We start from the raw sequence: 12,971 nt of genomic DNA on the forward strand, positions 1-12,971 counted from the left end.
GGAGAGGAAGACACCATGTATGCATTCACCTTCGAACGTCCCGCCTCGCTGGCCGATGCGCAGCGCGCCGCCTCCGCGGGCGGCGCCAAGGTGCTGGCCGGCGGCCAGACCCTGCTCGCCTCGATGAAGCTGCGCCTGGCGCAGCCCGAGACCCTGGTCGACCTGGGCGGCATCGCCGAACTCGCGGGCATCCGCCGCGAAGGCAACGCGCTGGTGATCGGCGCGATGACGAAGCACGCCGACGTCGCGGCCAACGCCGACGTGAAGTCCGCCATTCCCGCGCTGGCGGAGCTGGCGGCCGGCATCGGCGACCGGCAGGTCCGTGCGATGGGCACGATCGGGGGCTCGCTCGCGAACAACGATCCGGCCGCCTGCTATCCGGCGGGCGTGCTGGCGCTGAACGCGACGATCGTCACCACCCGGCGCAAGATCGCCGCGGACGACTTCTTCCAGGGCCTGTTCGCGACGGCGCTGAACGACGGTGAACTGATCACGTCCGTGAGCTTCCCGTTGGCGAAGCGCGCGGCCTACATCAAGTTCAAGCAGCCGGCGTCCCGCTTCGCGCTGATCGGCGTGTGCGTGGCGCAGACGGACAGCGGCGTGCGCGTCGCGGTCACGGGCGGCGGCAGCGGCGTGTTCCGGCACACCGGACTGGAGCAGGCGCTGGCGAAGAGCTTCACGCCGGAAGCGGCGGCCGGCGTGAAGGTGGACGCCGGCGAGCTCTCGAGCGACCTGCACGCCAGCGCGGCGTACCGGGCGAACCTGATCTCGGTGCTGACGCAGCGGGCGGTGGTGAAGGCGCTGGGGTAGGTCGCTCTTTCTCCCCCGGTCTTTCTCCCTCTCCCCGCTGGGGAGAGGGTTGGGGTGAGGGGCAGGCACGGCGCACGCCCTCACCCCAGCCCTCTCCCGCAAGCGGGAGAGGGAGCAACCGCCAATAATGACCCCATGTCCGCGCCCTTCGCCTCCATCGACGCCCTCCAGCAGGCCCTCGTCGCCGCCGGCTACTTCGCCGAGCGTCGCCTCGCGACCGCGGTCTTCCTCGCCCTCAAGCTGCAGCGCCCGCTGCTCCTCGAAGGCGAACCCGGCGTCGGGAAGACGGAGCTCGCGAAGGCGCTCGCCGTCGCCCTGCAGCGCGCGCTGATCCGCCTGCAGTGCTACGACGGCCTGGAGCTGCGCGAGGCCCTCTACGAATGGAACTACGCCGCGCAGCTGCTGCACATGCGCGCGGTGGAAGGCAAGGAGAGCGCCGACCAGGTCGAGCGCGAGGTCTACCAGGACCGCTACCTCATTCGCCGTCCCCTCCTGCAGGCGCTGCAGGCGCCCGAGCCCGGCGCCGTGCTGCTGATCGACGAAGTGGACCGCGCCGACGAACCGTTCGAGGCCTTCCTGCTGGAATACCTCGGCGAGTACCAGGTGAGCATCCCCGAGATCGGCACGATCCGCGCCCGCGCGACGCCGGTCACCATCCTCACGAGCAACCGCACGCGCGAGCTCAACGACGCCGTCAAGCGCCGCTGCCTGTACCACTGGCTCGACTACCCCGAGCGGGAGCGGGAGCTGGCGATCGTGCGCGCCCGCGTGCCGGAGGCGAGCGAGGCCTTGTCGCGGCAGGTCGCCGAGTTCGTCGGCCGGCTGCGCAGCCAGCCTTTCGCCAATGCCTTCCAGCGCGCGCCCGGCATCGCCGAGAGCGTCGAGTGGGCCAAGGCGCTGGTCGCGCTGGACACGCTGGCCCTCGATCCCGAGGTGGTCACCGACACCGCGGGCATCCTCTTCAAGCAGCGCGAAGACGTGGCCGCGCTCACGCGCGAGCTGGCCGGCGAGCTGCTCAAGCCCGAACCCCAGGCGGCCTGAAGCGCCGCACCCACCATGGCCACCCTCGGTGATGCGCGCAGCGGCAAGCTCGCCGACAACATCGCAGGCTTCGGCCGCGCGCTGCGCCGCGCCGGCCTGCGCGTGGACAGCGCGCGCATCGCACTCGCCCAGGAGGCGGCCGGCCTCGTGGGCGTGGGCCGCAAGGACGACCTCGCCGCCGCCATGGAGGCCGTGCTGGTCAGCCGCGAGCAGGAGCGCGGCGTGTTCCGCGAACTCTTCGCCGCGTACTTCCGCGACCCCGCCGTGGCGCACAAGCTGCTCGCGCAGATGCTGCCGTCGGCGCAAGGCGTCAAGGATCCGGCGAAGCGACCGCGGGTGAGCGAAGCGCTCGCGCCGCAGAAGCGTTTCGGCGCCGGAGAGCGCAAGCCGGACAAGGAAGTCGACTTCGACGCCGCCATGACGGCGAGCGACATGGCGCGCCTCAAGCACGCGGACTTCAACGGCCTCACCGCGAGCGAGTACCACCTGGTCGAAGGCCTCGCGCGCGACATCGCGCTGCCGGTGCCGAAGTTCGAGCAGCGCCGCATGCGCCCCGGCGGCCGCGGCGCGCAGCTGCACTGGGCGCGCACGATCCGCCATGCGGGCCACACCGGCGGCGAGCTGCTGGTGCTGCGCCGCATGCAGCGCCGCCGCGAAGCCCTGCCGCTGCTGGTGCTCGTCGACGTGTCCGGCTCCATGGAGCGCTACGCGCGCCTGCTGCTCGCCTTCCTGCACGCGGCGACGCGCGCGCACCGCCGGCGCGACGTCTTCGCCTTCGGCACGCACCTCACCGACCTCACGCCCGCCTTCCGCCTGGCCGACACCGACGCGATGCTCGCCGCGGCCAGCGCCGCCATCGACGACTTCGCCGGCGGCACGCGCCTGGGTGCGTCCCTCGCGACGCTGCGCGAAAAGCATGCGCGCCGGCTCGTGGGTCGCCGCACGCTCGTGCTCGTGATCAGCGACGGTCTCGACACCGGCGAGCCCGAGGACCTGTCACGCGAACTCGACTGGCTGACGCATCGCTGTCGCCGGCTGCTCTGGCTCAACCCGCTGCTGCGCTTCGAGGGCTATGCTCCCCTTGCGCGGGGTGCGGCGGTCCTGCACCGGCATGCGCACGCGATGCTGGCGGTGCACAACCTGGAAAAGCTGCAGGACCTGGCGCGCAGCCTGGCCGAGCTGCTCGACAACTAGAACGGACGCACACACATGGACATGCAAGGCAGCCGCCACCTGGCGGTCACGCAACAACAGGCCTGGGAGGCGCTGAACGATCCGGAGGTGCTGAAGATCTGCATCCCGGGCTGCGACAAGGTGGAAGCGACGGGCGAGAACCAGTACGCCATCGGCATGGCCGTGAAGATCGGCCCGGTGGCCGCGCGCTTCAACGGCAAGATCCTGCTCGCGGACGTGCTGCCTCCCAACAGCTACACGCTCGCCTTCGAAGGGCAGGGCGGCGCGGCCGGCTTCGGCAAGGGCTCGGCGAAGGTGAATCTCGCCCCGGCCGTCGAAGGTGCCGGCTGCGAGCTGGCCTACACGGCGCAGGCGCAGGTGGGCGGCAAGATCGCGCAGGTGGGCCAGCGCCTGGTCGATGGCGTCGCCAAGTCGATGGCGGAGGACTTCTTCCGCCGCTTCGACGAGGAGATGCAGCGCCGCCACCCGGTGGAAGTCGCGGCGGAGAAGGCGCTGGCCGGCGCGGAAGCGGCCCTGCCGTCGCCCAGGAAGATGCCCATCTGGGTGTGGATCGTGTTCGCGGTGGTGGTGCTGCTCGCGCTGCTGCTGCTCGCGCGCTGAGGACCGCATGCAAGCACCGAGCCGCCGCCTCACCCGCCGGGCCCTCCTCGGGGCGACGGCCGGCGCGCTCGCCTTGCCTGCGTTCGCGTTCGCGCAGGCTTCGAGCTACCCGGCGCGGCCGATCTCGCTGATCGTGCCCTGGCCGGCCGGCGGGCAGACGGACATCACGATGCGCATCCTCGCGGAACTCGCCGGCCGCACGCTGGGCCAGCCGGTCGTGGTGGAGAACCGTCCCGGCGCCGCGGGCACGCTCGTGGGCCCGGCCTTGCACAATGCGGCGCCCGACGGCTACGTGCTCGGGCAACTGCCGCTCACGCTCTACCGCGCCGCGCTGCAACGCAAGGTGCCCTGGGACCCGCTGCGCGACATCACGCCGGTGATCCAGATCTCGGGCGTCACCTTCGGGATCGTGGTGCCGGCGGACAGCGCCTTCCGGTCGTTCGCCGACCTGGTCGCCTGGGGGCGCGAGAACCCGGGCCGCCTGACGGTGGGCTCCACCGGCATCGGCAGCACCGCGCACCTGGCGATGGAAGACGTGCTCTCGCGCGAAGGCGTGCGCTACATCCACGTGCCGTACAAGGGCACGGCGGACCAGATGCTCGCGGTGGCGACGAAGACGCTGATGGTCGGCGTCAATTCCACGGGCTTCGCGCCTTACGTGGAGACCGGCAAGCTGCGGCTGCTGGCGAACTTCAACGCGCAGCGCAGCAAGCGCTGGCCGCACGTGCCCACGATGCGCGAGCTGGGCTACCCCGAGGCGGTCTACACCTCGCCCTACGGCATCGGCATGCCGGCGGGCGGCGACCCGCTCGTGGTCCGCAAGCTGCACGATGCGTTCCGCCAGGCGCTGTTCGATCCTATGCACCTGCAGGAACTGGCCAAGTACGACATGGAACCCGAGTACCTGGACACGGCGACGTACGGCCGCTACGTGCAGGAGGTGAGCGCGCGCGAGCGGCAGTTGCTTGCGCGGCTGGGGCTGGGCGTGCGCACGGAATGAACACGGACGCCGTCCTGCGCTGCACCGAGGTGTCCAAGCGCTACGGGCGCACGCAGGCGCTGGACGCCGTTTCGCTGTCCGTCGCTCCGGGAGAGATGGTGGCACTGCTGGGGCCGAACGGGGCCGGCAAGACGACCTTGTTCCAGCTGCTCACCGGGCTGTACGTCGCCGACAGCGGCGCCGTGGAAGTGCTGGGCGCCGACATGCGCCGCGAGCCGGTGCGCGCGCTGGCGCAGCTGGGCGTGGTCTTCCAGCAGCCGGCGCTGGACCTGAACCTCTCCGTGCGGGCGAGCCTGCGCTTCCACGCCGACCTGCACGGGCTGCCGTCGTCGGTCTCGCGCCCGCGCATCGATGAACTGCTGCAACGCTTCGGCCTGGCCGAGGTGGCGGGCAAGCCGGCGCGCGAACTCTCGGGCGGCAACCGGCGCAAGGTCGAACTGGTGCGCGCGCTGCTGCACGCGCCCAGACTGCTGCTGATGGACGAGGCGACGGTGGGGCTGGACCCGGCGTCGCGCGCGCAGTTGCTCGAAGAAGTGCTGCAGGCCCGCAGCGAGCGCGGGCTGGGCGTGCTGTGGGCCACGCACCTGGTCGACGAGGCCGAGAAGGCGCAGCGCGTCGTGGTGCTGCACAAGGGCAAGGTGCTGTGGGACGGGACCGCGCAGGCGCTGTGTGCGGACCGGGGGGCGGCCAGCCTGCAGGGCGCCTTCCTCAAGCTCACTGGAGGGCAGAAGAATGCGACGACTGCTTGAAACCTGCATGCTGCTGGTGCTGGCCGGCGCGGTGCACGCCAAAGACACCGGGCTCGTCTTCGTTTCCTCGGAGAGGGACAACGCCATCACCGTGGTCGACCCGGCGAAGATGGAAGTGGTGGCTTCGCCCCGCGTGTGCAAGCGGCCGCGGCACATGCAGCTCTCGCCGGACCGCCTGCAGATCTTCGTCGCCTGCAGCGACGACCACCGCGTGGTCGCCTGGGACATCGCGACGCGCAAGGTCGTGGCCCAGCTCGACGTGGGCGAGGACCCGGAGATGTTCGACATCAGTCCCGACGGCCGCATGCTGTACGTTTCCAACGAGGAGGACTCGGCGCTCACCGCCTTCGACCTCGCGGCGCGGAAGAAGGCCTTCGAGGTCAAGGTGGGCGGCGAGCCGGAAGGCGTGAAGACCAGTGCCGACGGCAAGCGGGTCTACGTCACCTCGGAGGTGGCGAGCCTCGTGCACGTGGTCGACACCGCCACCCGCGAGGTGGTGAAGAACGTGCAGGTCGGCAAGCGGCCGCGCCGCTTCCTGCTGGCCGGCGGCGAGCTGTGGGTGAGCAACGAGCTGGAAGGCAGCGTGAGCATCATCCGCACGTCCGACCACACGGTGCAGGGGCGCATCGCCTTCCTGCCGCAAGGCATGCGGACCGAGGACGTGACGCCGGTCGGCATGGCGCTGGCGCCCGACGGCAAGACGGCCTACGTGGGCCTCGGACGCGCCAACCACGTGGCCGTGGTGGACGTGGCCTCGCGCCAGGTGAAGGGCTACGTGCTGGTCGGCCGCCGGGCCTGGGGGCTCGCGCTCTCGCGCGACGGCCGCCGCCTCTACGTGGCCAACGGGCTGTCGGACGACCTGAGCATGGTGGACACCGCCACGAACAAGGCGGTGAAGACCCTCAAGGTGGGCCGCGTGCCGCACACGGTGGTGGTGGATGACTGAGGTGGCGAAATGGCTCGGGCTGGCTGCGTGCGTCGGCGCGGCCCCGACCTTCGCCCAATCCGAAAGCGACCCTGACCCGGTCCGGACCTTGCCGGAGGTCATGGTCATCCACCGCACGCCGCTGCCCGGGTTCGACGTGCCGCAGGCACGCTATCCGGGCAACGCCCAGCAGGCCACCGACGCCGAGATCGAACGCGCCGGCGCGGGCTCGCTGCCGGAGTTCATGAACCGGCGCCTGCAGGGCGTGACGGCCACGGACGTCCAGGGCAGCCCCTTCCAGCGGGAGATCACCTATCGCGGCCAGCGCTTGTCGCCGCTGCTCGGCGCGCCGCAAGGGCTGTCGCTATACCTCGATGGCGTGCGCATGAACCAGCCTTTCGGGGACGTGGTGAACTGGGAGCTGTTGCCCGAGGCGGCGATCGCCGGCCTGTCCCTGGTGCCCGGCTCCAATCCGCTCTACGGGCTCAACACGCTGGCCGGCGCGCTGGTGCTGACGACGAAGTCGGGCCTCACGCACGCCGGCACCGAGGCGGAGTTCTCGCTGGGCAGCCACGGGCGCGGCCGGATGGACTTCGGGCACGGGCGCCAGTGGGGGCAAGGCTGGCATGGCTACGTCGCGGGCACGCTGTTCCGGGAAGACGGCTGGCGCGACGAGTCGCAAGGCCGGTTCGGCAACCTGTTCCTGAAGCTCGGGCGGCAGCAGGCGGACACGGACTGGACGCTGTCGCTGCTGCACGGCGAGAGCCGCCTGCGCGGCAACGGCCTGCTGAACGAGAGCCTCCACGCGATCGACCGGCGCGCGATCTACACGGCGCCCGACATCACCCGCGCGCAGGACACCTTGCTCAGCTTCCAGGGCTCGCATGCGCTGTCCGTGGACAGCCGCCTGGCCCTGCAGGCGTGGTACCGCCAGGGCGGACGCGACGCCAGCAACGGCGACGTGGGCGAGGACTGGGAAGAGTGGCTGGAGTCTTGCGAGGACGATGCGTCGGTCCCGGAGTGCAGCGACCCGTCGGCGCCGGGCTTCGTCGGCCCGGCGGCCGTCGCGAACGACAGCCGCTCGCGCCAGAAGGAGGCCGGCCTGGGACTGCAGTGGACCCGCCGTGCCGGCGCCCACCAGTTCGCGGCCGGCGCGGAAGTGGCCGGTGCCCGCATCGAGCACGACCAGTTCACCGCGCCGGGGAGCTTCGACGCGAACCGCATCTTCGTGCCGTCGAGCGCGGTCCCGGAGCACGAGACCTCCTTGCGCGGCCGCACGCAGCGTCTCTCGCTGTTCGCCGCCGACGCGATCGACCTCTCGCCGCGCACCCAGCTCTCGCTGGCCGCGCGCTGGGACCGCACCCGGGTGCGGAACCGGCTGGGGCAGCCCGCGCCGCTGGAGGAGGAGGCCTTCACCTATTCGAAGCTGAACCCGTCGGCGGGGCTCACGCATGCCTGGACGGACGCTGCCACGGTGTTCCTGGCCGCCTCGCAGGGCACGCGCGTGCCGACGGCCCTGGAGCTCGGTTGCGCGGACGAGGCGCGGCCCTGCGTTCTGCCCACGGGGCTGCAGGCCGACCCTTACCTGAAGCAGGTGGTCAGCCGCACCTACGAGGCCGGCGTGCGCTGGCGTGCCGGTGGCGTGTCCGCGTCGGCGGCGCTGTTCCGCACCGACAACCGCGACGACATCGTGTTCGTCCGTTCCGGCGTGTCGCAGGCGGGCTTCTTCGTGAACGTGCCGCGCACGCGGCGTCAGGGCGTGGAACTGTCCGTGCAGGGGCGGCGTCCCGTGCTGCAGTGGAGCGCGGGCTACACGTACCTGCGGGCCACCTACCAGTCCGAAGGCGTGCTGCCCGGGCCCCTGAGCACCGACGAGAACCCGAACCGCTTTTCCCCGGGCACGCCGGTGGCGAACCTGCCCCGGCAGGTACTGAAGCTCGCGGCCGACTGGCGCGCGCTGCCACGCCTGACGTTAGGCGCGGACATGCTGGCCGTGGGCTCGCGCCCGGTGGCGGGCAACGAAGGCGGCAGCCAGCCGGCGCTCGGCCGCATCGCCGGCCATGCCGTGCTGGATGCGCGTGTGCGCTGGCGCATCGACGACCGCTGGCAGCTCACGCTCACCGTGAACAACGTCTTCGACCGCGACTACGCCACCGCCGGCGTCGGCAACCTGGACTTCTTCCCGGCCGGCCGGCCGGTGCTGCCGCCAGGGGAACCGGCGCCGGCACGCTTCCTCGCCCCCGGCGCTCCGAGGACCTTCGGGCTGGCGCTGCGCTACGAGTGGGACCGTTGAACACGATGCGAAGACGCACCCTGGCCGGGCTGGCCGCCTGTTCCCTCGTCCCGGCGGTGCTGGCGCAGCCTCGCGCGCAACGCAGCTTCCAGCTCGCGCTGCTCGCGCAGGCCGACGATGAACGCTACGACCCGCAGCAGGTGCTGAAGGGCTTCCCCGATGCCCCCGGGGGCCGGTCCGCCGCCGCCGCCCAGATCGCGCTGAACGACAGCGCGATCACGCTGCAGATGGCGGGCTGGACGGCCGCGCCGCTGCTGGTGGAGGAGGCGCCGGATGCCGCGGGGCTGCCCGCCGCCGTGCAGGGCCTCGTGCGCCGGGGCGTGCGCCACATCGTGCTGGAACTGCCCGCGGCGGGCGTCGCGGCCGTCGCCGCCGCCACGCGCGGGCAGGACGTGGTGCTGTTCAACACCGCGGCGCCGCAGGACGCGCTGCGCGCGGCGCAATGCGCTCCGCACCTCCTGCACACGCTGCCCAGCCACGCCATGCAGATGGACGCGATCGCGCAGTTCCTGGTGGCGCGCAAGTGGGCGCGGCCGCTGCTGCTGGTCGGCCCCACGCCAGGCGACCAGCTGCTGCTCGCGGCCTGGAACCGCAGCGCGAAGCGCTTCGGCGTGCGGCCGGTGGCGCAGCGCGGTTTCCGCCTGTCCAACGATCCGCGCGAGCGCGAGCTGGCCAACGTGCGGCTGCTCACGTCCGAGCGCGAGTACGACGCCGTCGTGGTGCTGGATGCGCAGGGCGAGTTCGCGCGCGAGCTGCCTTACCGCACGCTGCTGCCCCGCCCGGTGGTGGGCAGCAACGGGCTCACCGCCCAGGCCTGGCACCCGCAGTACGAGCGCTACGGCGCGCCGCAACTCACACGGCGTTTCCTGCGCCGCGCGAACCGTGCCATGGGCAGCTACGACTGGGCGACCTGGACGGCCGCACGCACAGCCGCGGAGGTCGTCGCCGCCTACAACAACGCCGGCGTCGCGCAGCAGCTGCAGGCGCTGCGCCAGGGCGCGGTGGCCATCGACGGCTACAAGGGCCAGCGCCTCACCTACCGCGCCTGGGATGGCCAGCTGCGGCAGCCGCTGCTGCTCGCGCACGGCGACGGCATCGCGGACATCGCGCCGCTGGAGGGCTTCCTGCACCCGCGCAGCACGCTGGACACGCTCGGCTTCGACGAACCGGAAAGCGGGTGCAAGGCGCGATGAAGCCCGCGCACGCCCTCCGCGCCCTGCGCGCCGTGGCCGGCCGCGAGCTGAACAGCTTCGCGCGCCAGCCGGGGCGGCTGCTGTCGGCGCTGGTGCGGCCGCTCCTGTGGTTCCTGGTCTTCGCCGCCGGCTTCCAGAACGTGTTCGGCGTCGCGATCGTGCCGCCGTACGAGACCTACATCGAGTACCGCGTGTACCTGGTGCCCGGCCTGCTCGGGATGGTGGCCTTGTTCAACGGCATGCAGAGCTCGCTCGCCATGGTCTACGACCGCGAGATGGGCGTGATGCGCCTGCTGCTCACCGCGCCGCTTCCGCGATGGTGGATCCTCGCCTGCAAGCTGCTGGGCGGCGCCTCGCTGTCGCTGGCGCAGATGCTGGCTTTCCTGGTCGCCGCGTGGCTGTTCGGGATCGAGCTCGCGCCCGCGCACGTGCTGTTCGCGCTGCCGGTCTTCCTGCTCGCGGCGCTCATGCTCGGCGCGCTGGGGCTGGTGCTGTCGGTGTACGTGAAGCAGCTGGAGAACTTCGCGGGCACGATGAACTTCGTGATCTTCCCCATGTTCTTCCTCAGCACCGCGCTGTATCCGCTGTGGAAGCTGAAGGAGTCGGGCGCCTGGGTCGTGCACGGCATCGCGCAGTTCAATCCCTTCACGCATGCCGTGGAGGCGATGCGCTTCGCGCTCTACGGCCAGTGGCTCGGCGACAGCCTCGCCGTCGTCGCCGGCTGCGCGCTCGCCTTTTTCCTGCTCGCGCTCTGGGGCTACGACCCGCAGCGCGGCACGCCGCGGCGCGGGCCGCCCGGCGCCGGCTGAACGGCCGGGCTGTCGCACCGTGCGACCGCTGTTCCAAATTGAGAAATTCCGTCGAACGCGCCGCGTTCCGAGGGTTTGACCCAAGCTTCGCGCGGGGGGTGCGTCGAAGAATGCTGGCTTGCAGGCGCCATGGGCCGACGCGGTGGCGGCGAAGCAGGCCGCCGGGGTTTCCTCGTAGTTCTCCTGGACAGAACGCTGTTACGCTAGACAGCTCAGTACGAGGGGAAGACATGAAGCATACGGTGATCGCGGCCGCCGCCCTGGCCGCCCTGGGAGCCGCCGCGCAGACGGAGGCCCCCTCCGGCGGGACGCTGCGGCCCATCGTGGTGACGCCCACCCCCGGCGTCGCCCAGCAGGCTTTCGACACGCCGGCCTCGGTCGACGTGGTCACGGGCGAGCAGATCCGCAACGCGCAACTGCAGGTGAACCTGTCCGAGCCGCTCGCGCGCGTGCCGGGCGTGGTGGCGCTCAACCGGCAGAACTATGCGCAGGACCTGCAGATCTCCATCCGCGGTTACGGCGCGCGTTCCACGTTCGGCGTGCGTGGCCTGCGCCTGTACGCGGACGGCATTCCGGCCACGGCGCCCGACGGCCAGGGCCAGATCTCGCATTTCGACCTGTCGTCGGCCGGACGGCTGGAGGTCCTCCGCGGGCCCTTCTCCTCGCTGTACGGCAATTCGTCCGGCGGCGTCATCAGCCTGTTCACCGCCGACGGCCTGCCCGGCGTGCAGGCGGAAGCCGGCACGGCCTTCGGCAGGTACGGGACGGACCGCGAGAACCTGCGTTTCGCCGGCGAGGTCGGCGCGTGGAACTGGAACCTCGACGCGGTGCACTTCCAGACCGACGGCTTCCGCGAGCACAGTGCCGCGAAGCGCAACCTGGTCAACGGCAAGGCGCGCCTGCAGGCGACGCCGGACACGCGCGTCACGTTCGTGGTCAACGCGGTGGACATGCCCGACGTGCAGGACCCGCTGGGACTCACGCGCCAGCAGTACGAAACGCAGGGACCGCGCAGCGTCGATCCCGCCGCCATCGCCTTCAACACCCGCAAGTCCGTCGACCAGCAGCAGGCCGGCGCCATCGTGGAGCACCGCATCAACGAGGTGCACAGCGTCAAGCTCACGGGCTGGGGCGGGCAGCGCGGGACGGAGCAGTTCCAGGCCATTCCCCTCGGCGCCCAGGCGGCGCCGCGCAGCGCCGGCGGCGTGATCGACCTGCAGCGCGACTACCGCGGCCTGGACGGCCAGTGGATCGCCAGGACGCGCGCCTGGGGCGGCGGACTCACCTTCACGGCGGGCCTGTATGCCGACGACCTGCAGGAGCACCGCAAGGGCTTCAACAACTTCATCGGGACCACGCTGGGCGTGAAGGGCGCGCTGCGGCGCGACGAGGACAATCGCGTCCGCAGTTTCGACCAGTATGCGCAAGGCGTGTGGCAGGGCGAACGCTTCAGCTTCACGGCGGGCGTGCGGCACTCGGAGGTCAAGTTCGAGTCGCGCGACAACTTCATCGCGCCGGGCAACGGCGACGACAGCGGTTCGGCGAAGCACAGCGCCACGACCCCCGTGCTCGGTGCGGTGTGGCATGCGAGCGATGCGCTGAACGTCTATGCCTCGCTCGGGCGCGGCTTCGAGACGCCCACCTTCAATGAGCTGGCCTATCGCCCGAACAACGCGCCCGGCCTCAACTTCGGGCTGAAGCCGGCCACCAGCAAGCAGTGGGAGATCGGCGTCAAGGCCGAGCCGGTCACCGACTGGCGCATCAACGCCGCGCTGTTCGAGGCGCGCACCAAGGACGAGATCGCCGTCCTTTCCAACACGGGCGGCCGCAGCGTGTTCCAGAACGTGGGCGACACGCGTCGCCGCGGCGCGGAAGTCGCCCTGGAAGGGCGCTGGGCCGGGGCGTGGTCCACGTACGCCGCGCTGACCTACCTGGACGCGACCTACCGCAATTCCTTCCTGACCTGCATCGGCGTGTGCACCGCGCCGAACACGACGGTGCCTGCCGGCAACCGCATCCCCGGCGTGCCGCGCGTCACGGGCTATGCCGAGGTCGCCTGGAGGCACAAGCCCTGGGGCCTGGAGACGGCGCTGGAACTGCGGCACATCGGCGACCTGCCGGTCAACGACCTCAACACGGATTTCGCATCCGCGTCCACGGTGTTCAACTTCCGGATCTCGGCGACCCAGGTGGTGAACCGCTGGACCTTCAGGGAATTCCTGCGGCTGGACAACCTGGCCGACAAGAACTATGTAGGCTCGGTGATCGTGAACGAAGGCAACCAGCGCTACTTCGAACCCGCGCCGGGGCGCACCTGGCTGGTCGGGGTGAACGCGCTGTACGCCTTCTGAAGGGGC

General features: G+C 71.3%; 11 protein-coding genes. All 11 read left to right on the forward strand.

Annotated elements, in window-relative coordinates; translation table 11 throughout:
- Positions 1-15: 15 nt before the first annotated feature.
- A complete protein-coding gene (locus H8N03_RS17815; RefSeq protein ID WP_187077562.1) occupies positions 16-810 on the forward strand; it encodes an FAD binding domain-containing protein in 795 nt (264 codons plus the stop codon).
- Between the two features lie 135 nt (positions 811-945).
- A complete protein-coding gene (locus tag H8N03_RS17820) occupies positions 946-1,851 on the forward strand; it encodes an AAA family ATPase (RefSeq protein ID WP_187077563.1) in 906 nt (301 codons plus the stop codon).
- Positions 1,852-1,866: 15 nt separating this feature from the next.
- A complete protein-coding gene (locus H8N03_RS17825) occupies positions 1,867-3,045 on the forward strand; it encodes a vWA domain-containing protein (protein ID WP_187077564.1) in 1,179 nt (392 codons plus the stop codon).
- Positions 3,046-3,060: 15 nt separating this feature from the next.
- Entirely contained in the window at positions 3,061-3,645 is a 585-nt protein-coding gene (locus H8N03_RS17830; protein ID WP_187077565.1) for an SRPBCC family protein, read from the forward strand.
- A 7-nt stretch (positions 3,646-3,652) separates the two neighbouring features.
- Positions 3,653-4,645, forward strand: a complete 993-nt coding sequence (locus tag H8N03_RS17835; RefSeq protein WP_187077566.1) for a Bug family tripartite tricarboxylate transporter substrate binding protein — start codon at positions 3,653-3,655, stop codon at positions 4,643-4,645.
- The gene (locus H8N03_RS17840) at positions 4,642-5,394 is read left to right on the forward strand and encodes an ABC transporter ATP-binding protein (RefSeq protein ID WP_187077567.1); all 753 of its coding nucleotides are present in this window, start codon (positions 4,642-4,644) and stop codon (positions 5,392-5,394) included. The genes H8N03_RS17835 and H8N03_RS17840 overlap by 4 nt, the downstream gene beginning before the upstream one ends.
- Positions 5,378-6,340 carry a PQQ-dependent catabolism-associated beta-propeller protein gene (locus tag H8N03_RS17845; protein WP_187077568.1) on the forward strand — a complete coding sequence of 321 codons (963 nt, stop codon included), beginning with the start codon at positions 5,378-5,380 and terminating at the stop codon, positions 6,338-6,340. Before H8N03_RS17840 ends, H8N03_RS17845 begins: the two co-directional genes overlap by 17 nt.
- A 100-nt stretch (positions 6,341-6,440) precedes the next feature.
- Positions 6,441-8,612: a TonB-dependent receptor gene (locus H8N03_RS17850; protein WP_187077569.1), complete on the forward strand. Its 2,172-nt coding sequence runs from the start codon at positions 6,441-6,443 to the stop codon at positions 8,610-8,612.
- Positions 8,613-8,617: 5 nt separating this feature from the next.
- On the forward strand, positions 8,618-9,805 hold the full coding sequence (locus H8N03_RS17855) for a type 1 periplasmic-binding domain-containing protein (RefSeq protein WP_187077570.1): 1,188 nt from the start codon (positions 8,618-8,620) through the stop codon (positions 9,803-9,805).
- Positions 9,802-10,614, forward strand: coding sequence for an ABC transporter permease (locus tag H8N03_RS17860; RefSeq protein WP_187077571.1), 813 nt, complete (start codon positions 9,802-9,804; stop codon positions 10,612-10,614). Before H8N03_RS17855 ends, H8N03_RS17860 begins: the two co-directional genes overlap by 4 nt.
- A gap of 230 nt (positions 10,615-10,844) precedes the next feature.
- Entirely contained in the window at positions 10,845-12,965 is a 2,121-nt protein-coding gene (locus H8N03_RS17865; RefSeq protein WP_187077572.1) for a TonB-dependent receptor family protein, read from the forward strand.
- Positions 12,966-12,971: the final 6 nt, after the last annotated feature.

The organism is Ramlibacter cellulosilyticus, from assembly GCF_014297465.1.
Taxonomy (GTDB): domain Bacteria; phylum Pseudomonadota; class Gammaproteobacteria; order Burkholderiales; family Burkholderiaceae_C; genus Ramlibacter; species Ramlibacter cellulosilyticus.

Bases quoted from the DNA above. Each gene is read 5' to 3' on its own strand.
- H8N03_RS17815 (WP_187077562.1), top strand. From the start codon at position 16: ATGTATGCATTCACCTTCGAACGTCCCGCCTCGCTGGCCGATGCGCAG.
- H8N03_RS17820 (WP_187077563.1), top strand. From the start codon at position 946: ATGTCCGCGCCCTTCGCCTCCATCGACGCCCTCCAGCAGGCCCTCGTC.
- H8N03_RS17825 (WP_187077564.1), top strand. From the start codon at position 1,867: ATGGCCACCCTCGGTGATGCGCGCAGCGGCAAGCTCGCCGACAACATC.
- H8N03_RS17830 (WP_187077565.1), top strand. From the start codon at position 3,061: ATGGACATGCAAGGCAGCCGCCACCTGGCGGTCACGCAACAACAGGCC.
- H8N03_RS17835 (WP_187077566.1), top strand. From the start codon at position 3,653: ATGCAAGCACCGAGCCGCCGCCTCACCCGCCGGGCCCTCCTCGGGGCG.
- H8N03_RS17840 (WP_187077567.1), top strand. From the start codon at position 4,642: ATGAACACGGACGCCGTCCTGCGCTGCACCGAGGTGTCCAAGCGCTAC.
- H8N03_RS17845 (WP_187077568.1), top strand. From the start codon at position 5,378: ATGCGACGACTGCTTGAAACCTGCATGCTGCTGGTGCTGGCCGGCGCG.
- H8N03_RS17850 (WP_187077569.1), top strand. From the start codon at position 6,441: ATGGTCATCCACCGCACGCCGCTGCCCGGGTTCGACGTGCCGCAGGCA.
- H8N03_RS17855 (WP_187077570.1), top strand. From the start codon at position 8,618: ATGCGAAGACGCACCCTGGCCGGGCTGGCCGCCTGTTCCCTCGTCCCG.
- H8N03_RS17860 (WP_187077571.1), top strand. From the start codon at position 9,802: ATGAAGCCCGCGCACGCCCTCCGCGCCCTGCGCGCCGTGGCCGGCCGC.
- H8N03_RS17865 (WP_187077572.1), top strand. From the start codon at position 10,845: ATGAAGCATACGGTGATCGCGGCCGCCGCCCTGGCCGCCCTGGGAGCC.